A 17636-nucleotide genomic window follows, 5' to 3' on the forward strand; every position below is an offset into this window, starting at 1 on the left:
GCGTACGTCTACCCAGAGCGGCCGGCCGCTACCCCCGGCGCCGCCGGATCTCCGCGTTGATCGCCGGGACCACCTCGTGCAGGTCGCCGATGACGGCGTACGTCGCCCGGGTGACCATCGGCGCCTCGGCGTCGGTGTTGATCGCGAGGATGCTCTTGGCCGACGAGCAGCCGGCCCAGTGCTGGATGGCGCCGCTGATGCCGCACGGGATGTAGAGGTCGGGCGCGATCCGCGAGCCCGTCTGGCCGACCTGCTCGTGGTGCGGCCGCCAGCCGAGCGAGGTCACGACGCGCGAGACGCCGAGCGACGCCTCCAGCAGCTCCGTCAGCTCCAGCAGGTCCTTGAAGCCATCCGCCGAGCCGGCCCCGCGCCCGGCGCCGACGACGACCTTCGCCGACTTCAGCGAGCCGGACAGGTCGGGCTCGGGCTCCTCGGTGGAGACCACCCGCGCGACCAGGTCCGCGTCGGCGACCTCCGGCGTCTCGACGACGAGCTCGCCGACCCCGGGCGTGTCCGCGGCGGAGGCCTCGACCGCGTGCCCGGCGACGCTGAAGACGGCGGGCCGCTCGGCCAGCCGCATCTCCTCCAGCGCCGCCCCGCCCACCACCTGGCGGGTGACGACGAACGGCGAGAGGCCGCCGAAGGACAGCACGTTGGCGGCCATGGGTACGCCGGCGCGCGCGGCCACGTGGGCCAGCACCTCGTTGCCGCGCGGGGTGCCGGCCGCCGTCACCACGACCGAGCCTGCCTTCTCCCGCACCGACAGGATCCCGGACGCCCACGCCGCGCCCGAGAACGCCCCGAAGGCCGGGCCGGTGAGCGCGTGCACGCGGCGCACGCCGTACTCGCCCAGCAGCGTCACCAGGTCCGGCGCGGGCGACCCGACGACGACCGCGTCGACCGGCACGCCGCCGCCCGCAGCCGACAGCGTCCGGGCGAAGGTGACCGCCTCGCGGGACACCTCGATCGCCTCGCCGGCGAGCGAGGTCTCCACCAGCACCAGGATCATCGCGACAGCACCCCCAGCCGCTCGAACAGGTCGACGACGGCGGGCGCGGCCTCCGGGCCCTTGCCTAGGACCTGCACCGAGGACGGCGCGGGCGGGGGGAGCAGCAGCCTCACCCGGCCCGGCCCGGCGGGCTCGGCGGTGGGCCGGCGCTCGTCGATCGGGACCTTCTTGGCCTTCATCCGGCCGGGCACGGTCGGGTAGCGGGGGGCGACCCCGCCCTCGAGCACGGTGACGACGGCGGGCAGCGGCACCCGGTAGGTCTCGTGTCCGTCGGGGCCGGCGCCGCTGGCCTCGACCACGCCGCCGTCGACCGAGACGGTGGACACCCCGTTCACGACCGGCCAGCCGAGCTCGTAGGCGAGCCGGATGCCGACCTGGAAGTCGCCGCTGTCGGCGGCGTCGTTGCCGAGGAGCACGAGGTCGTGCCCCTGCTCGCGCACGACGGCGGCGATCTCGCGCGCCACGTCGGCCGGCCCGAACGTCTGCGGGTCGGCCACCACGTGGGTCGCGGCCTCGCAGCCGACCGCCAGCGCGGCGCGCAGCTGCTCGACCGCGTCCGCATCGCCGAGGGTCATCACGTGAGCAGAGCCGATCTGCACGGCCAGCTCGACGGCGCACTCCTCGTGCGCGCTCATCGTGAAGCCGGCGTACCGCCCGTCGACGGCCTGCTCGTCGTCGGTCAGCACCACCTCGCTGGAGGAGTCGACGACCCGCTTCACGCAGACCAGGACGGACATCAGCGGATGCGCTCGTTCGCGGGGTCGAGCAGCGGCGTCGCGTCGACCGAGCCGACGGTCACCGGGTAGAGCTCCTCCATGTAGGACACCGCCAGCTCGTTGCCGATCCGCGCCTCCGCGGGCGGCAGGTAGGCCAGCAGCAGGTGCCTGCCGAGCGACGGCGCCGACCCGGCGGTCGTGACGTAGGGGTGACGCCCGTGCCCGTCGACGAGCGCCGAGCCGTCGCGCCGCAGGATCGGCTCGCCGCCGAGCATGTAGCGCCTCACGCCGGACGCCGACGTGTGGTCCTCGACGACCAGCGTGCACAGCACGGCCTCGGGAGGAGCCTCGCGCTGCGCGAGGTACGCCGCCTTGCCGACGAAGTCCGCCGCCTTGACCTTCGGCCGCTGCATGCCGGCCTCGACGATGGACCGCTCCGCGTCGAGCTCGTAGCCGAACGCGCGGTAGCCCTTCTCGATCCGGCCGGTCGTGCCGTAGACGCCGATGCCGACCGGCACGGCGCCGTGCGCGGCGCCCGCCTCGAGCAGCGTGTCCCAGAGCGTGGCGGCGTCGTCGGCCGCGACGTACAGCTCCCAGCCGAGCTCGCCGACGTAGGAGATCCGCGACGCGAGCACGGGCGTGCCCTTCACCTGCACCTCCCGGCAGGTGAGGAACCCGAAGCCGCCGTCGCTCACGTCGTCCGACGTCAGCCCGGCGAGGATGTCGCGCGCCCGCGGGCCCCACAGGCCGATGGTCACCACGTCGTCGGTGCGGTTGGTGAGGGTGGTGCCGTCCGGGACGAACCGGCTGAACCACTGGCGGTCCGCCGGTCCGTGCGCGGCGCCGGTCACGACGCGGAAGTGGTCGTCGCCGAGCCGCATCACGGTGAGGTCGGACTTGAAGCCGCCGGCCGGGTCGAGCACCGGCGTGTAGACGACCTTGCCGACCGCGACGTCGCACTGCGCGACGCAGACGGTCTGCACGGCCTCGAGCGCGCCCGGGCCGGCGATGTCGAAGATCTCGAACGCCGACAGGTCGATCACGCCCGCGGCCGCGCGCATCCGCAGGTGCTCGGCGTTGACGATCGGGCTCCACCAGCGCGCGTCCCACTCGTGCTCGCGCGGCATCACCGCGTCGCCGTACTCCTCCAGGAGGCCGGCGTTCGACTCGTACCAGTGCGGCCGCTCCCAGCCGCCCGTCTCGAAGAACACCGCGCCGAGCTGCTGCTGCGACTCGTGCATCGGCGAGAGCCGCCGGCCGCGGTCGGACTCGTACTGCTCGGCCGGGTGGACGATCCCGTAGGTCTTGATGAACGACTCGGTGGTGCGCAGCCGGGTGTGCTCGCGGCGCTTCTGGTGGGGGTGGAAGCGCGCGATGTCGCTGTGGCTGACGTCGATCTCGGAGTGCCCGTTGACCATCCACTCCGCGACCGCGCGCCCGACGCCCGGGCCCTCCTTGATCCAGACCGCCGCCGCGGTCCAGAGGCCGCGGACCTCGCTCTCGCCGAGGATCGGCCAGCCGTCGCAGGTCAGCGAGAGCAGGCCGTTGATCGCGTAGCGCATCTCCGCGCCCTCGGCGCCGAGCAGCTCCGGCATCAGCTCGTAGGCCTGCTCGAGCTGCGGGTCGAAGTCACGGTGCGTGAACGGCATCTCGGTCGGCGACAGCTTGGCCTGCTCGATCGAGGGGATGTCCTCCGGCTCGTGCAGGATCGCGCGGTGCGCGTAGGAGCCGACCTCCATGTCGGCGCCGTGCTGGCGCTCGTAGCAGAAGGTGTCCATGTCGCGGACGATCGGGAAGGAGATCTCGCCCTCCCGCTCGGCCAGCTGCGGGCACGGCCCGACGCTGATCATCTGGTGCACGGCCGGCGTCAGCGGGATCGAGATCCCCGCCAGGTCGCCGATCTTCGGGCTCCACACGCCGCACGCGATCACGACGTGCTCCGCCTCGATGTCGCCGGCGTCGGTGCGCACCCGCCTGATCCGACCACCCTCCACGTCGAGGCCGGTCACCTCCACGTTCGGTACGACGGTCAGCGCCCCGGCCTCGAGCGCGCTCTCGCGCATGAGGGTGCCGGCCCGCAGCGAGTCGACCACCCCCACGCTCGGCGTCCAGAAGGCCCCGATGAACTGGTCCTCCTCGATGAAGGGCACCTTCTCCTTCACGAAGGACGGCTCGACCAGGTGCGCCTCGATCCCCCACGCCTTCGCGCTCGACATGCGCCGGCGCAACTCCTCCATCCGCTCCGGCGTACGCGCGATCTCGAAGCCGCCGGACTCGGTGAAGACGCCCATCTCCTGGTACTGCCGCATCGAGTCGAGCGTCAGGTCCGTGATCTCCCGGGAGTGGTCGACGGGGAAGATGAAGTTCGACGCATGCCCGGTCGAGCCGCCCGGGTTGGGCAGCGGCCCCTTGTCGAGCTGCACGATGTCGCGCCAGCCGAGCCGCGCGAGGTGGTGGACCAGGCTGTTGCCGACGATGCCGGCGCCGATGACGACGACCTTGGCCGAGGCGGGGACGGTGGCCATGTGCTCTCCGGTTCTCTCTCATCAGTAGTTGCGCAATACGCAACGCGATGCGTCATACGGAACTGAGTCTAGGATCGCCCGGCCCCGGCCGGGAGGTCAACCCCCAGCCGGGGTGCGGACGCGATCAGGAAGCGGCGCGGCTCAAGCGAGCCAGGCGTCGACCTTGTCCTGGTTGTCGGCGATCCACTTCGCCGCGGCGTCCTCGGGCGACATGCCGTCCTGGGAGATGTACTTCGCGACGACGTTCTGGTCCTCGTTGGTCCACTCGAAGTTCTTGACCAGGTCGACCCCGGGGCCGCCCTCGTCGGCCCACGACGTGGAGACGACCTTCTGGAGCACGGTCTCCGGGTAGTCGCAGGCGACCTTGGCCAGGTCGTCCTGGCAACCCTCGCTGTACGCCGGCAGGGAGACCCGCTTGAGCGGCAGGTCGGCGAAGAGCCACTGCGGCTCGTAGAAGTAGCCGATCAGGAACTCCTTGTTCTTCTCCGCCTGCTGGAAGGCCGTGATGCTGGCGGCCTCGCTGCCGGAGAAGACGACCTTGAAGTTCAGCTTCAGGTTGCTGACGATCGCCTCGTCGAACTGCACGTAGGACGGGTCGGCACCGAGGAACTGGCCCTGCCCGCCGGACTCGCTGGTGGCGAACTGGTCGGCGTACTTGTTGAGGTTCTTCCAGTCGAGGATGTCCGGGTACTTCTCGGCCAGCCACGGCGGGACGTACCAGCCGATGATACCGACGTTGCCGTTGGGGCCGAAGGCCATCGCGCTGCCGTCGCCGGACTCGGCGAAGAACTTCTTCTCCAGGTCGGGCTGGCCCCAGTCCTCGATGATCACGTCGACCTCGCCGGTGCCGAAGCCCTGCCAGGAGACGCCCTCCTTGAGGTCCTTGTAGTTGACGGTGCAGCCGAGCTGCTCCTGCGCCACGGTGCCGACCACGTAGGCGCTGGCCTCGTAGCCGACCCAGGGGTTGACCGCCATGTTGATGTCGCCGCAGTCGCCGGCCCCGGAGGCCGCCGACTTGTTGGCCTGGGTCTCCTTCTCGATCGAGCCGCTGCTCCCGCAGCCCGCCAGCACGAACGTCGCACACGCCGCGACGGCCGCCAGTCTTCCGATCCGCGTGATCCGCATTCCATCTCCTCCGTCGTCGCCTGGGCGATCTGTTGTTCCGAGTCGGGGTGCCCGCGTCAGAGAGCGGGCGCGCGCCACCAGGGGCGCCTGGTCGGGTCGTGCGTGACGGTGTCCTTGTCGGCCGCTGCCCGGCAGATCCGGTCGACCATGATCCCGAGCAGCACGATGCTGACGCCGGCCGCGGCGCCCTTGCCCCAGTCCTCGGACCGGTTGAAGCCGAGCACCACGTCGTAGCCGAGCGCACCCGCGCCGACCATGCCACCGATGACGGCCATGGACAGCATGTAGAGCAGTCCCTGGTTGGAGGCGAGCACGAGCGAGCCGCGCGCCATCGGCAGCTGCACCTTCGTGATCTCCTGCCACGGCGTCGCGCCGGTCGACCGCGACGCCTCGAGCGTCGTGGTCGAGACGCCCTTGACGCCGTCGGCGACCAGCTTGATCGCCACCGGGGCCGCGTAGAACACGCCGGCGGCGATCGCGGTGAAGCGGGTGGGGTCGAAGAGCGCGAGCATCGGGAGGAGATAGACGAACGGCGGGATCGTCTGCCCGGCGTCGAGCACCGGGCGCACGACCAGGTCGACGACCGGGCGCCGCGCCATCCACACCCCGACCACGACGGCGAGGACCATCACCAGCACCGTGCCGACCAGGGTCATGCTCAAGGTGAGCATCGCGCCGTACCAGAGGCCGAAGAAGCGCAGGCCGGCCAGGCAGACGACCGTGGGCACCAGGACCCGGGTCCCGCCGAAGACCAGGCCGAGCAGGAGGATCGCGGTCGCGGTCACGTACCACGGCGACTCCGCCATCAGCGACTGGAGTGGGTCGAGCAGGACGTAGCTGATCGAGTTCTTGAACGACTCGGTGGCGCCGGAGAAGGTGTCGGTCACCCAGGTGGCCGCGGAGTCGACGGCATCGGCGAGCTGCGCGCCCCAGGAGGTCTCCGGGAACTCGGCGAGCGAGAGGTAGGTCCGCGAGAGGTAGACGCAGACCAGCGCGGTCGCGCCGGTGACGGCGAGCACGATGCGCCGCCGCCGGAGGTCGACCTGCCCGCGGGCGGCGCGCTCCGACGCCTCGCTGGCGGCGGTCGTGGTGCGGTCGAGCATCACCGCCATGACGACGATCAGCATGCCGGGCACGAAGCCGCCGCCGATGTCGTTGCGGGTGAGGGCCTCGATCACGGGCTGGCCGAGCCCCGGGCCGTTGACCAGGGCGGCGAGCGTCGCCATCGACAGCGCCGCCATGATCGTCTGGTTGAGGCCCACGACGATGGTCTTGCGCGCCATCGGCAGCTGCACCTTGCGGAGCCGCTGGAAGGGCGTCTGGCCGGCGGCGTCGGTCGCCTCGATGGTCGTCGGCGAGACGTTGCGGATGCCGTGCCCGGCGATCCGGATGATCGGAGGCAGCGCATAGATCAGCGTGCAGACCACGGCTGCCGAGGCGCCGATGCCGAAGAAGAGCACCACGGGCAGCAGGTAGACGAAGGTCGGCATCGTCTGGAGTACGTCGAGCGTGGTGTTGATCCCCGCCACCACCCAGGGCCGGCGGGTGGTGCCGAGCCAGACCGCGAGCGGCAGGCCGATCAGCACGGAGACCGCGACCGCCACGAACGTGACGATCAGCAGGTCCATCGAGTCCGACCAGTAGCCGAAGAGCCCGAAGGAGAGGAACGACGCGCCGACCAGCATCGCGATCCGCCAGCCGGCGACGGCCAGGCCGGTCCAGGTCGCGAGCGCGACCACCCCCAGCCAGCCGACCTGCGGCACCGGCCGCGGGAAGTCCGGGACCGAGATCAGCTGCTGCACCCGCGTGACGACGTCGGTGAACCAGGCCCCGATGTCGTAGCTGAGCGCGATGATCGGGTTGGTGTCGCGGCTCGCGAGCACGGCGTCGCGGAAGCCGGCCAGCTCGCGGTGGACGTCGGTCTGCTCCCGGACCGGGATCTGGAGGGTGTCGGTGCCCTTCGTGAACGCCCACACCACGATCCAGCCGCCGAGGACCACCAGCGCCCACGCCCACCTCGGCAGCGAGCGCGGCTCCCGCGGCGGTGGCGGCTCGGCGCCGGTCTCGGGCCTCGCCGGAGCGAGAGTGCTCATGCGGGGTCCCCAGGGCGTTGTTCGACGGAGGAGCGGAGCGGGGGAGGAGAAGAACGTCGTGGGGTGTTCATGCGTGTGCTTCTTCCTCGGCGACGACCACGCGGAGGATCGCGTCGTCGTCGACGATGCCGACCAGCTCTCCGTCGTCGACCACGCGCACCGGGTGGGCGGACGCGAGCGCGGCCTGGGCCGCCTTGCGCACGATCGTGTCGGAGCTCATCACCGGGCCCTCGGCGGAGTCGTCGGTCCGCGGGTCGCGCATCACCCACTTGAGGGTGAGCACGTGCGAGCGCGGTACGTCGGAGGTGAAGTCCCTGACGTAGTCGTCGGCCGGGGCGCCGACCACCTCGTCCGGCGTGCCGATCTGGACCAGCGCGCCGTCGCGCATGATCAGGATCCGGTCGCCCAGCTTGAGCGCCTCCTGCAGGTCGTGGGTGATGAAGACCATGGTCTTGCCGAGCTCGCGGTGGAGCCGGATCACCTCGTTCTGCATGTCGCGGCGGATCAGCGGGTCGAGCGCGGAGAACGGCTCGTCGAAGAGCAGCAGCGCCGGGTCGTTCGCCAGCGCCCGGGCCAGGCCGACGCGCTGCTGCATGCCGCCGGAGAGCTGGTCGGGGTAGGACCGCTCGAAGCCCGACAGGCCCACCAGGCCGACGATCTCCTCCGCCTTCGCCCGGCGCTCCCTCTTGCCGATGCCCCTGACCTCCAGGCCGTAGGCGACGTTGTCGATCACCTGACGGTGCGGCAGCAGCCCGAAGTGCTGGAACACCATCGAGGCATGGGTACGCCGCAGGTCGCGCAGCTCGCTCTCGCCGGCCTTGGTGATGTCGCGGCCGTCGATGACGACCTCGCCCGCGGTCGGCTCGATCAGCCGGGTCAGGCAGCGCACCAGCGTCGACTTGCCCGAGCCGGACAGGCCCATCACGACGAAGACCTCGCCGGGCGCGACGTCGAAGGAGACGTCGCGGACCCCCACGACGCAGCCGGTCCGCTCCTTCAGCTCGGCCCGGGAGAGCTCCGCGTCCGGCGTACCGACGATCCGGTCGGCGCCGCGGCCGAAGATCTTCCAGAGGTTCCTGACCGAGAGGGCGGCATCGCTCATGACGACTCCTGCGAGGGGTAGAGCGGCATGCCGTCGCGGTGGCGGTAGTACGGCACGTCGGCGGGTGGGAGCGGCGGGTTGCCGGCGATGAGGTCCGCGGCCTTCTCGGCGACCATCATCACGGGGGCGTAGATGTTGCCGTTGGTGACGTAGGGGAAGACCGACGCGTCGACCACGCGCAGCCCCTCGACGCCGTGCACCCTCATCGAGCCGGGGTCGACCACGGACACCTCGTCGACGCCCATCCTGGCGGTGCACGAGGGGTGCAGCGCGGTCTCGGCGTCGGCGCGCACCCAGTCCAGGATCTGCTCGTCGGTCTCGACGTCCGGACCGGGCGAGAGCTCGCCGTCGTTGTACGGCGCGAAGGCCGGCTGGTTGAGGATGCCGCGCGCGACCCGGACCGCCTCGACCCACTCGCGGCGGTCGTTCGGCGTCGAGAGGTAGTTGAACAGGATCGACGGGTGCTGTCTCGGGTCGCGGCTGCGGATCCGCACATGCCCGCGGGTGTCGGCGTACATCGGCCCGATGTGCACCTGGTAGCCGTGGCCCTCGGTCGGCGCGGAGCCGTCGTACCGGATCGCGACCGGCAGGAAGTGGAACATCAGGTTCGGGTAGTCGACGTCCTCGTTGCTGCGGCAGAAGCCGCCGCCCTCGAAGTGGTTGGTGGCGCCGAGCCCGCGGCGGTGGACCAGCCACTGGTAGCCGATGCCCGGGCGCCTGCGCCACTTCAGGCCGGGCGCGATCGAGACCGGCTGCCTGGACGCGTACTGGATGTAGACCTCGAGGTGGTCCTGCGCGTTCGCGCCGACGCCGGGCAGGTGCTGCACGACCGGGATGCCGTGCCGCCGCAGCAGCTCCTCGTCGCCGACGCCGGAGAGCTGGAGCAGCTGCGGGGTGTTGATCGCGCCGCCGCAGAGGATCACCTCGCCGGCATGGGCGGTACGCCGGACGCGGCCGGCGCGCAGGTAGTCGACTCCGGTCGCTCTGTTGGCGTCGAACCGGACGCCGGTGACGAGGGCCAGGGTCTCGACCCTGAGGTTCCTCCGGTGCCTCACGGGGTGCAGGTAGGCACGGGCGGCGGAGAGCCGGCGGCCGCGGTGCACGTTGCGGTCGAACCTCGCGAACCCCTCCTGCCGGTAGCCGTTGACGTCGTCGGTCAGCGGGTAGCCGGCCTCCTGGACGGCGGCGAAGAAGGCGGCGAAGAGCGGGTTGGTCGCCGGGCCGCGCTCCAGCACCAGCGGCCCGTCGCCGCCGCGCCAGTCGTCGGCGCCGACGCTGCCGTCCTCGAGGAGGCGGGTCTCCATCCGCTTGAAGTAGGGCAGGCAGTGGAGGTAGTCCCACTCCTTCATCCCCGGCTCGGCCGCCCAGCGCTCGTAGTCCATCGGGTTGCCGCGCTGGAAGATCATCCCGTTGATCGACGACGACCCGCCGAGCACCTTGCCGCGGGCGTGGAACACCCTGCGTCCGTTGAGGTTCGGCTCCGGGTCGGTCTCGTACCTCCAGTCGTAGAGCCGGTTCCCGATCGGGAACGGCAGCGCCGCCGGCATGTGGATGAACGGGTCGACCCGGAAGTCCGAGCGCCCGGCCTCCAGCACGAGCACCGACGTGCCGGGGTCCGCGGAGAGCCGGTTGGCCAGCGCGCACCCCGCCGAGCCGCCGCCCACGATCACGTAGTCGTACCGGTCCCGACTCACGATCCGAACCATCTCTGCTCGACCGGGCGGATGTTGTGCCAGACGTGCTTGGTCTCGCGGTACTCCTCGAGCCCGGCCCGCCCGAGCTCGCGGCCGATGCCCGACTGCTTGTAGCCGCCCCACTCGGCCTGCGGCACGTACGGGTGGTAGTCGTTGATCCAGACCGTCCCCATCCGCAGCCGCGCCGCGACCCGCTGGCCCCGGCCGGCGTCCCGGGTCCACACCGCGCCGGCCAGCCCGTAGATCGAGTCGTTGGCGATCCGCACCGCCTCGTCCTCGTCGCGGAAGGTCTCCACGGTCAGCACGGGGCCGAACGACTCGTCCTGGGTCACCGACATGTCGCCGCGGCAGCCGTCGAGGATCGTCGGCAGGTAGTAGAACCCGTCGGCGAGGGACGGGTCGTCCGGGCGGCGGCCGCCGGTGCGGAGTACGGCGCCCTCGGCGATCCCGCGGGCGACGTACTCCTCGACCTTGGCGCGGTGCGCGGCACTGGTGAGCGGGCCGGTCTCGGCCTTCTCGTCGAACGGGCCACCGAGGCGGATGTGCTCGGCGCGCTCGACCAGGGCGTCGACGAACGCGTCGTGGATCGACTCCTCGACCACGAGCCGCGCGCCGGCCGAGCAGACCTGGCCGGAGTGCAGGAAGACCGCGGTCAGCGCGAAGTCGAGGGCGACGTCGAGGTCGGCGTCCGCGAAGACGATGTTGGGGTTCTTGCCGCCGAGCTCCAGCGCGACCCGCTTCACGGTGCCGGCCGCGGCGGCCATCAGCGCGCGCCCGGTGGCGAGGCCGCCGGTGAAGGAGACCAGGTCGACGCGCGGGTCGGTCGCCAGCGGCGCCCCGGCCGTGGCGCCGGCGCCGAGCACGAGGTTGCCGACGCCCGGGGGCAGGCCGGCCTCCTCCAGCAGCCGCATCAGGTGTACGGCGGTGTGCGGGGTCAGCTCGCTCGGCTTCAGCACGAAGGTGTTGCCGGCCGCGAGGCAGGGCGCGACCTTCCAGGACACCTGGAGCAGCGGGTAGTTCCAGGGCGTGATCAGGCCGCAGACGCCGACCGGCTCGTGCCCGATCCGGCTGACCACGTCGGCGTTGCCGGTGTCGACCACCCGGCCGGCGTCCTCGGCCGCGACCCGGCCGTAGTGCCGGAGGACCGCGGCCACGTCGGCCATGTCGTAGCGGCTCTCCACCAGCCGCTTGCCGGTGTCGAGTGACTCGAGCCGGGCGAGCTCCTCGGCGTCGCGGTCGACCAGGTCGGCGACCGCCAGCAGCAGGTCGCCGCGGTCGCGCGCCGGGCGCTGCGGCCACGAGCCCTGGTGGAAGGCCCGGTGCGCCGCGGCGATGGCGGCGTGGGTGTCCTCGGCGGTGGCCTCGTCGACCTCGGCGACCAGCGAGCCGTCCGCGGGGCACCTGATCTCGCGGCGCGCTCCACCCCGCGCGCTCGTCCACGCGCCGTCCACGTAGAGCTCTGCCACCTCGGGACCCACTCCCTGCCCGGATCGCTGAGTTGCGTATCACGCAACGTGATGCTCTCCGCGCAACCGGTTGTCAGTGCTGAGGATGCTGTCCGGCCACCCGGTCGTCAAGCAGAATCGATGAGTTGTGACCCCATTTGTGACTCAGCGGTGACCCCAGCCGAGGCGGTGCGACACCTCGGCCGCGGCCTCGACGAGCTGCGGGAGCACCTCGTCGACGCGCGTGCCCGGGAGCCGGAACGTCGGCCCCGACACGCTCATCGAGGCGATCACGTCCCCGTGCGCGTTGCGGATCGGCGCCGCCACGGCGGTCAGCCCCTCCTCCAGCTCGTCGACCGCGACGGCGTACCCCTGCTGGCGGACCTGCTCGAGCTCCGCGCGCAGCTTGGCCTTCGTGGTGATCGTGAGCGAGGTGTAGCGCGAGAGGCTGCCGAGCACCGCGGCGACCTTCTTGTCGTCCAGGCCGCTCAGCAGCACCTTGCCGTTGCTAGTGGCGTGCAGCGGGATGTGCTGGCCGACCCAGTTGTGCGGCTGGAGCGCGGACGAGCCGGCGACCTGGTCGAGGTAGAGCGCCGAGCTCTCGGAGAGTACGGCGATGTTGACGGTCTCGCGGGTGTCCGCGGCGAGCTGCCGGCAGACCGGCCGGGCCTCCTGCACCAGGTCGAGCCGGGCGGTGGTCGCGCCGGCGAGGCGCAGCACGCCGACGCCGAGCCGGTAGCGGCCGCGCTCGGTGGTCTGCTCGACGAGCCGGTGGGCCTCGAGCGTGCTGACGAGGCGGAACGCGGTGCTCTTGTGGACGCCGAGCTCGCCGGCGATCTCGGTGACCCCGGCCTCGCCGAGGCGTGCCAGCACCTCGAGGATGGTCAGCGCCCGGTCGACCGACTGGACGCTGGCGCCTGCGTCGTTCACGATGGCGACAGTAGCGGAGATCTGTTGCGTATCGCAGATCGGGTTTCGGTCGACGCAACACCCGTGCCAAGGTGGACCCGTGCCCTCACTCGCGCCCCCGACGATCGCGGCCGGCGACTTCGTCCTCATCCTCTCCTGCCCCGACCGGCCCGGCATCGTGCACGCGGTGACCGGCTTCCTCGTCGCGCAGGGCGGCAACATCCTGGAGAGCCAGCAGTTCGGCGACCGGCTCAGCGGCCGGTTCTTCATGCGCATCGACGTCGAGGTGCCCGGGCCGGCCACCGCCGACGACCTGCGCGCGTCGTTCGCCGACATCGCCGCCCAGTTCGACATGACCGTCGAGCTCTGGGACGCGCGGGCGCCGTACCGGACCCTGATCCTGGTGTCCAAGCACCTGCACTGCCTCAACGACCTGCTGTTCCGCACCAGCACCGGCTCGCTGCAGATCGACGTCCCGGCGGTCGTCTCGAACCACCCGGACGCCGGCGAGATGGCGGCGTCGTACGGCGTGCCCTTCCACCACATCCCGGTCACGCCGGACACCAAGCCGCGGGCCGAGGCGCAACTGCTCGAGCTCGTGGAGGAGCTCGACGTGCACCTCGTCGTACTCGCGCGCTACATGCAGGTGCTCTCCGACGACCTGTGCCGGTCGCTGTCCGGGCGAGCGATCAACATCCATCACTCGTTCCTGCCGAGCTTCAAGGGCGCCAAGCCCTACCACCAGGCCTTCGACCGCGGCGTGAAGCTGGTCGGCGCGACCGCGCACTACGTCACCGCCGACCTCGACGAGGGCCCGATCATCGAGCAGGACGTGATGCGCGTCGACCACGGCTACGACCAGGACGCGATGGTCGGCGCCGGCCGCGACGTCGAGGCCCAGGTCCTCTCCCGGGCGGTCCGCTGGCACTCCCAGTCCCGGGTCCTCCTCAACGGCTCCCGCACCGTCGTCTTCCGCTGACTCGGCTCGTCTTGCCCGCCTGAAGGGCGCGAGTCGGCGCGTCTTGTCCACCCGGGGATGCCGAGTCGGCGCGTCTTGCCCACCCCAGCGGGCAACTTGCGCCGACTCGGCGGATCCTGGCGGGCAAGTTGCGCCGAGTCGGCGTCCCAGCTGGCGCGTCCCCGCTCAGTCACCCAGCTCGGCCCGCCGGCGTACGACGTAGGCCTCGAGCTCCTCGCGGATCGACTCGTCCAGGGGCGGCTGCTGGTACTCCTCGAGCCGCTTCTGCCACACGTCGCCGGCCCGGGCGGCGGTGTCCTTGGCGCCGTTCCGCATCCAGCGCTCGTAGTTCTCCGAGGAGGAGAGGAACGGCCGGTAGAAGCAGGTGCGGAACCGCTCCATCGTGTGCATCGCGCCGAGGAAGTGGCCGCCGTGGCCGACCTCCTGGTGCGCGTCGAAGGCCAGCGACGCCTCGTCGATCTCCAGCGGCGTGAACTCGTGCTGGAGCATCTGCACCAGCTCGGCGTCGATGACGAACTTCTCGTAGCCCGACACCAGCCCGCCCTCGAGCCAGCCGGCGGAGTGCATCACCCAGTTCGCGCCGGCGAGGAACGTCGGCAGCAGCGTCATCATCGCCTCGTAGCCGGCCTGCGCGTCCGGCACCTGCGAGGACGTCAGCCCGCCGCCGGTGCGGAACGGCAGCCCGAAGCGCCGCGCGATCTGACCGGTGCAGAGCAGTCCGATGCCGGACTCCGGCGTACCGAACGTCGGGGAGCCGGACTGCATGTCGATGTTGGAGAGGAACGACCCGAACACCACCGGGCAGCCCGGCCGGATCAGCTGCGAGAGCGCGATGCCCGAGAGCGCCTCGGCCATCTGCTGCACCAGCGCGGCCGGGATCGTCACCGGCGACATCGCGCCCATCAGGATGAAGGGGGTGAGTACGACGGGCTGGTTGGCCGCCGAGTACTCGAACTGCGCCTCGAGCATCCGGTCGTCCCACCGCAGCGGGCTGTTGCAGTTGATCAGCGAGATGATCGCGGGCGTCTCCTCGATCGTCTCGCGGGACCCGAACAGGATCTCGGTCATCGCGATCGTGTCGCGGGCGTTGACCCCGGACACCACGTTGCCCATGTAGACCTTGTCGGTCAGCGTCTGCAGCGCGTAGGTCATGTCGAGGTGCCGGCTGTCGAGCGGGGTGTCGTTCGGCTCGGTGATCACGCCACCCGCGGAGTCGAGCACGCCGAAGGACTGCGACAGCTTCGCGAAGTTGCGGAAGTCCTCCATGGTGCCGTCGCGGCGGACGTCGCCCTGGCGCACGAACGGCGGGCCGTAGACCGCCCCGAACGCCATCGCGTCGCCGCCGATGTGCACGGAGTTCTCTGGGTTGCGCGCCTGGAGGTCGAACTCGCGCGGCGCCCTGGCCACCTGCTCGAGCACGAAGTCCGGGTCGAGGAAGACCGTGTTCTCCTCCACCTTCTGGCCGGCCGCGGCGAACAGGTCGCGCGCCCGGGCGTCCATGAACTCGACGCCGATCTCGCTGACCAGCCGGCGCCAGCCGGCGTCCAGCGTCGCCATCGCGTCCTCGGACAGCACCTCGTAGCGCGGCATCCGGTTGCGGAACATCGCTCCTCCTGCCTAACCTCATGATGTGGGACTACAGTTCCACAACATGGAACAGGACGGAAGACATGGCTGAGGCGAGCACCGGCACCCAGGCGGTCGACCGCGCCGCCGCGCTGGTCGAGACCGTCGTGCACGCCGACCAGCCGCTCAGCTTCGCCGACCTCCAGGAGGCCAGCGGCCTCGCCAAGTCGACGACCTCGCGGATGCTCGCCGCCCTCGAGCGCGGCGGCCTGCTCGAGCGCGACCGCGACGGGTCCTACGTCGCCGGCAGCCTGTTCTGGCTGTACGCCGCCCGGCACGACCCCTGGGAGGAGTTGGTCCGCCTGGCGCGACCGGCGATGGAGCGGATCGGCGAGGAGACCTCGGAGAGCGTGCACCTCTCGGTCGCCCGCGGCGAGAAGGTCGTGCAGGTCGCCCAGGTGGACAGCCGCTACCTGCTCGGCACCCGCGACTGGACCGAGATCGACGTGCCCGCGCACACCTCGGCGCTCGGCAAGGTCTTCTACGCGTGGGACGCGCTGCCGCTCCCGACCGGCCCGCTCGAGGGCCTGACCCCCGCCACCGTCACCGACCCCGACGCGCTGCGCCGCGACGGCGTCCGCACCCGCAGGCGCGGCTGGGCGGTCACCCACGGCGAGCTCGAGGTCGGGCTCACCGGCATCGCCGTACCCGTCCGCGGCGCCCGCGGCGACGTGGTCGCCGCCCTCGGCATCTCGGGGCCGACCCCACGACTCGAGGACCGCCTCGACGAGCTCGGCAAGAACCTGTCGTCCCACGCCGCGCAGCTGTCGACGCTGCTGCGCGGCCGAGCACCCAAGGAGGGTGTGGCATGAATACCCCACGAAGTTCTGCTCCCCCCGCTTCGCTCCTTCCGCACAACTTCGAGGGGACCCCAAGAACATGACCCCAGAGGAGATCCTGCAAGGGCTCTACGACGAGACCCTGGTCGGCAACGCACCGCGCGTGCTCGAGCTGACCGAGGAGGGCCTGGCCACGCAGATGGAGCCGCAGACGCTGCTCTTCGACGCGCTCATCCCCTCGCTCGAGGAGGTCGGCGCGCGGTTCGAGCGCGGCGACTTCTTCGTGCCCGAGATGCTCATCGCCGGCCGCGCGATGGCCGGCGCGATGGAGCGGCTGCGCCCGCTGCTCGCCGAGACCGGCGTCGAGACGATCGGCAAGTTCCTCATGGGCACGGTCAAGGGCGACGTCCACGACATCGGCAAGAACCTGGTCAACATCATGCTCGAGGGCGCCGGCTTCGAGGTGATCGACCTCGGCGTGCAGGTCGCGCCGGAGCGGTTCGTCTCCGCGATCGAGGAGCACCGGCCCGACATCGTCGGCTTCTCGGCGTTCCTCACCACGACGATGCCGATGTTCAAGGCCAACATCAACGCGCTCGAGAAGGCCGGCCTGCGCGGCGAGGTCGTCGTCATGGTGGGCGGCGCCCCCGTCACCCAGGAGTACGCCGACGCGGTCGGTGCCGACGGGTACGCCGCCGACGCCTCGGCCACGGTCAAGCGGGCCAAGGCGCTGCTCGACGAGCGCCGCGCCAAGGTGCCCGCATGAGTCTCCACACGGTCCTTCGGGGTACGGGCGCCGAGGTCGTGCTGGGCCACGACCGGCGCTTCTGCCTGATCGGCGAGCGGATCAACCCGACCGGCCGCCGGATCTTCCAGGAGCAGCTGCGCGCCGGCGACCTGTCCGCGATCGAGAGGGACGTCAAGGCCCAGGTCGAGGGCGGCGCCGACGTACTCGACGTCAACATGGGCGTCCCGCTCACCGACGAGCCCGAGCTGCTGGCCGAGGCGATCCGGCTCGTGCAGTCGCTGACCGACCTGCCGATCTGCATCGACTCCTCGGTGGTCGAGGCGCTGGAGGCCGGACTCGCGGCCTACCAGGGCCGGGCGCTGGTCAACTCGGTCACCGCCGAGGACGACCGACTCGCGCTCATCCTCCCGCTGGTCAAGAGGTACGACGCCGCGATCATCGCGCTGCCCAACGACCACGACGAGATCCCGATGGAGGCCGACAAGCGCGTCGACCTGACCGCGAAGATCATCCGGGTCGCGACCGAGGAGTACGGCATCGACCGGGCCGACATCGTGATCGACCCGCTGGCGATGCCGATCGGCGCGGACACCGGCACCTCGCTGGTGACCTTCGAGACGATGCGCCGGGTCCGTGACGAGTTCGGCGTGAACATGACCTGCGGCGCGTCGAACACCTCCTTCGGCATGCCCGACCGGCACACCCTCGGCGCCGCCTGGCTGCCGATGGCGATGACCGCCGGCCTCACCAGCGCGATCATGGACACCCGCACCCCGCAGATCGTCGACGCCGTGAAGGCGGCCGACGTCTTCTTGAACCACGACGAGTGGGGCATGGCCTGGATCGCGGCCCACCGGGCGAAGGCGGCCGCCTCGGCATGAGCACC

14 protein-coding genes are annotated in these 17636 nt (G+C 71.4%); 4 read left to right on the forward strand and 10 right to left on the reverse strand.

Annotated elements, in window-relative coordinates:
* Positions 1 to 28 precede the first annotated feature (28 nt).
* The 9 genes from ACYVKX_RS05845 to ACYVKX_RS05885 form a co-directional block, all read right to left on the reverse strand.
* The gene (locus ACYVKX_RS05845) at positions 29 to 1009 is read right to left on the reverse strand and encodes an electron transfer flavoprotein subunit alpha/FixB family protein (RefSeq protein ID WP_460829785.1); all 981 of its coding nucleotides are present in this window, start codon (positions 1007 to 1009) and stop codon (positions 29 to 31) included.
* A complete protein-coding gene (locus tag ACYVKX_RS05850; protein WP_460829787.1) occupies positions 1006 to 1746 on the reverse strand; it encodes an electron transfer flavoprotein subunit beta/FixA family protein in 741 nt (246 codons plus the stop codon). Before ACYVKX_RS05850 ends, ACYVKX_RS05845 begins: the two co-directional genes overlap by 4 nt.
* Entirely contained in the window at positions 1746 to 4250 is a 2505-nt protein-coding gene (locus tag ACYVKX_RS05855) for a GcvT family protein (protein ID WP_460829789.1), read from the reverse strand. The genes ACYVKX_RS05850 and ACYVKX_RS05855 overlap by 1 nt, the downstream gene beginning before the upstream one ends.
* A 141-nt stretch (positions 4251 to 4391) precedes the next feature.
* On the reverse strand, positions 4392 to 5375 hold the full coding sequence (locus ACYVKX_RS05860) for an ABC transporter substrate-binding protein (RefSeq protein WP_460829792.1): 984 nt from the start codon (positions 5373 to 5375) through the stop codon (positions 4392 to 4394).
* Positions 5376 to 5431: 56 nt separating this feature from the next.
* Positions 5432 to 7468 carry an ABC transporter permease gene (locus tag ACYVKX_RS05865; protein WP_460829794.1) on the reverse strand — a complete coding sequence of 679 codons (2037 nt, stop codon included), beginning with the start codon at positions 7466 to 7468 and terminating at the stop codon, positions 5432 to 5434.
* 67 nt (positions 7469 to 7535) lie between these two features.
* Positions 7536 to 8570: a quaternary amine ABC transporter ATP-binding protein gene (locus ACYVKX_RS05870; protein WP_460829796.1), complete on the reverse strand. Its 1035-nt coding sequence runs from the start codon at positions 8568 to 8570 to the stop codon at positions 7536 to 7538.
* Positions 8567 to 10264: a choline dehydrogenase gene (gene betA, locus ACYVKX_RS05875; protein ID WP_460829798.1), complete on the reverse strand. Its 1698-nt coding sequence runs from the start codon at positions 10262 to 10264 to the stop codon at positions 8567 to 8569. The genes ACYVKX_RS05870 and betA overlap by 4 nt, the downstream gene beginning before the upstream one ends.
* Positions 10261 to 11730, reverse strand: a complete 1470-nt coding sequence (locus tag ACYVKX_RS05880) for an aldehyde dehydrogenase family protein (protein WP_460829800.1) — start codon at positions 11728 to 11730, stop codon at positions 10261 to 10263. The genes betA and ACYVKX_RS05880 overlap by 4 nt, the downstream gene beginning before the upstream one ends.
* A gap of 144 nt (positions 11731 to 11874) precedes the next feature.
* The gene (locus tag ACYVKX_RS05885; RefSeq protein WP_460829803.1) at positions 11875 to 12639 is read right to left on the reverse strand and encodes an IclR family transcriptional regulator; all 765 of its coding nucleotides are present in this window, start codon (positions 12637 to 12639) and stop codon (positions 11875 to 11877) included.
* A 79-nt stretch (positions 12640 to 12718) separates the two neighbouring features.
* Here ACYVKX_RS05885 and purU point away from each other — a divergent pair, with 79 nt between their 5' ends.
* The gene (purU, locus tag ACYVKX_RS05890; RefSeq protein ID WP_460829805.1) at positions 12719 to 13597 is read left to right on the forward strand and encodes a formyltetrahydrofolate deformylase; all 879 of its coding nucleotides are present in this window, start codon (positions 12719 to 12721) and stop codon (positions 13595 to 13597) included.
* Positions 13598 to 13762: 165 nt separating this feature from the next.
* Here purU and ACYVKX_RS05895 read toward each other — a convergent pair whose 3' ends face one another.
* Positions 13763 to 15202, reverse strand: a complete 1440-nt coding sequence (locus ACYVKX_RS05895) for a trimethylamine methyltransferase family protein (protein ID WP_460829807.1) — start codon at positions 15200 to 15202, stop codon at positions 13763 to 13765.
* Between the two features lie 65 nt (positions 15203 to 15267).
* Between ACYVKX_RS05895 and ACYVKX_RS05900 the strand changes: the two genes are divergently transcribed.
* The 3 genes from ACYVKX_RS05900 to ACYVKX_RS05910 all read left to right on the forward strand — a co-directional run bounded on the left by ACYVKX_RS05900 (position 15268) and on the right by ACYVKX_RS05910 (position 17631).
* Complete coding sequence (locus ACYVKX_RS05900) at positions 15268 to 16035, forward strand: IclR family transcriptional regulator (protein ID WP_460829809.1); 768 nt, start codon at positions 15268 to 15270, stop codon at positions 16033 to 16035.
* Positions 16036 to 16102: 67 nt separating this feature from the next.
* Positions 16103 to 16768: a corrinoid protein gene (locus ACYVKX_RS05905; protein WP_460829811.1), complete on the forward strand. Its 666-nt coding sequence runs from the start codon at positions 16103 to 16105 to the stop codon at positions 16766 to 16768.
* On the forward strand, positions 16765 to 17631 hold the full coding sequence (locus tag ACYVKX_RS05910; RefSeq protein ID WP_460829813.1) for a dihydropteroate synthase: 867 nt from the start codon (positions 16765 to 16767) through the stop codon (positions 17629 to 17631). Before ACYVKX_RS05905 ends, ACYVKX_RS05910 begins: the two co-directional genes overlap by 4 nt.
* The last annotated feature ends 5 nt before the right edge of the window (positions 17632 to 17636 follow it).

The organism is Nocardioides hungaricus, assembly GCF_054782915.1.

What these genes read in the sequence shown, in the direction of transcription:
- ACYVKX_RS05845 (WP_460829785.1), bottom strand. Translation starts at nt 1,009, where the DNA reads ATGATCCTGGTGCTGGTGGAGACCTCGCTCGCCGGCGAGGCGATCGAG.
- ACYVKX_RS05850 (WP_460829787.1), bottom strand. Translation starts at nt 1,746, where the DNA reads ATGTCCGTCCTGGTCTGCGTGAAGCGGGTCGTCGACTCCTCCAGCGAG.
- ACYVKX_RS05855 (WP_460829789.1), bottom strand. Translation starts at nt 4,250, where the DNA reads ATGGCCACCGTCCCCGCCTCGGCCAAGGTCGTCGTCATCGGCGCCGGC.
- ACYVKX_RS05860 (WP_460829792.1), bottom strand. Translation starts at nt 5,375, where the DNA reads ATGCGGATCACGCGGATCGGAAGACTGGCGGCCGTCGCGGCGTGTGCG.
- ACYVKX_RS05865 (WP_460829794.1), bottom strand. Translation starts at nt 7,468, where the DNA reads ATGAGCACTCTCGCTCCGGCGAGGCCCGAGACCGGCGCCGAGCCGCCA.
- ACYVKX_RS05870 (WP_460829796.1), bottom strand. Translation starts at nt 8,570, where the DNA reads ATGAGCGATGCCGCCCTCTCGGTCAGGAACCTCTGGAAGATCTTCGGC.
- ACYVKX_RS05895 (WP_460829807.1), bottom strand. Translation starts at nt 15,202, where the DNA reads ATGTTCCGCAACCGGATGCCGCGCTACGAGGTGCTGTCCGAGGACGCG.
- ACYVKX_RS05900 (WP_460829809.1), top strand. Translation starts at nt 15,268, where the DNA reads ATGGCTGAGGCGAGCACCGGCACCCAGGCGGTCGACCGCGCCGCCGCG.
- ACYVKX_RS05905 (WP_460829811.1), top strand. Translation starts at nt 16,103, where the DNA reads ATGACCCCAGAGGAGATCCTGCAAGGGCTCTACGACGAGACCCTGGTC.
- ACYVKX_RS05910 (WP_460829813.1), top strand. Translation starts at nt 16,765, where the DNA reads ATGAGTCTCCACACGGTCCTTCGGGGTACGGGCGCCGAGGTCGTGCTG.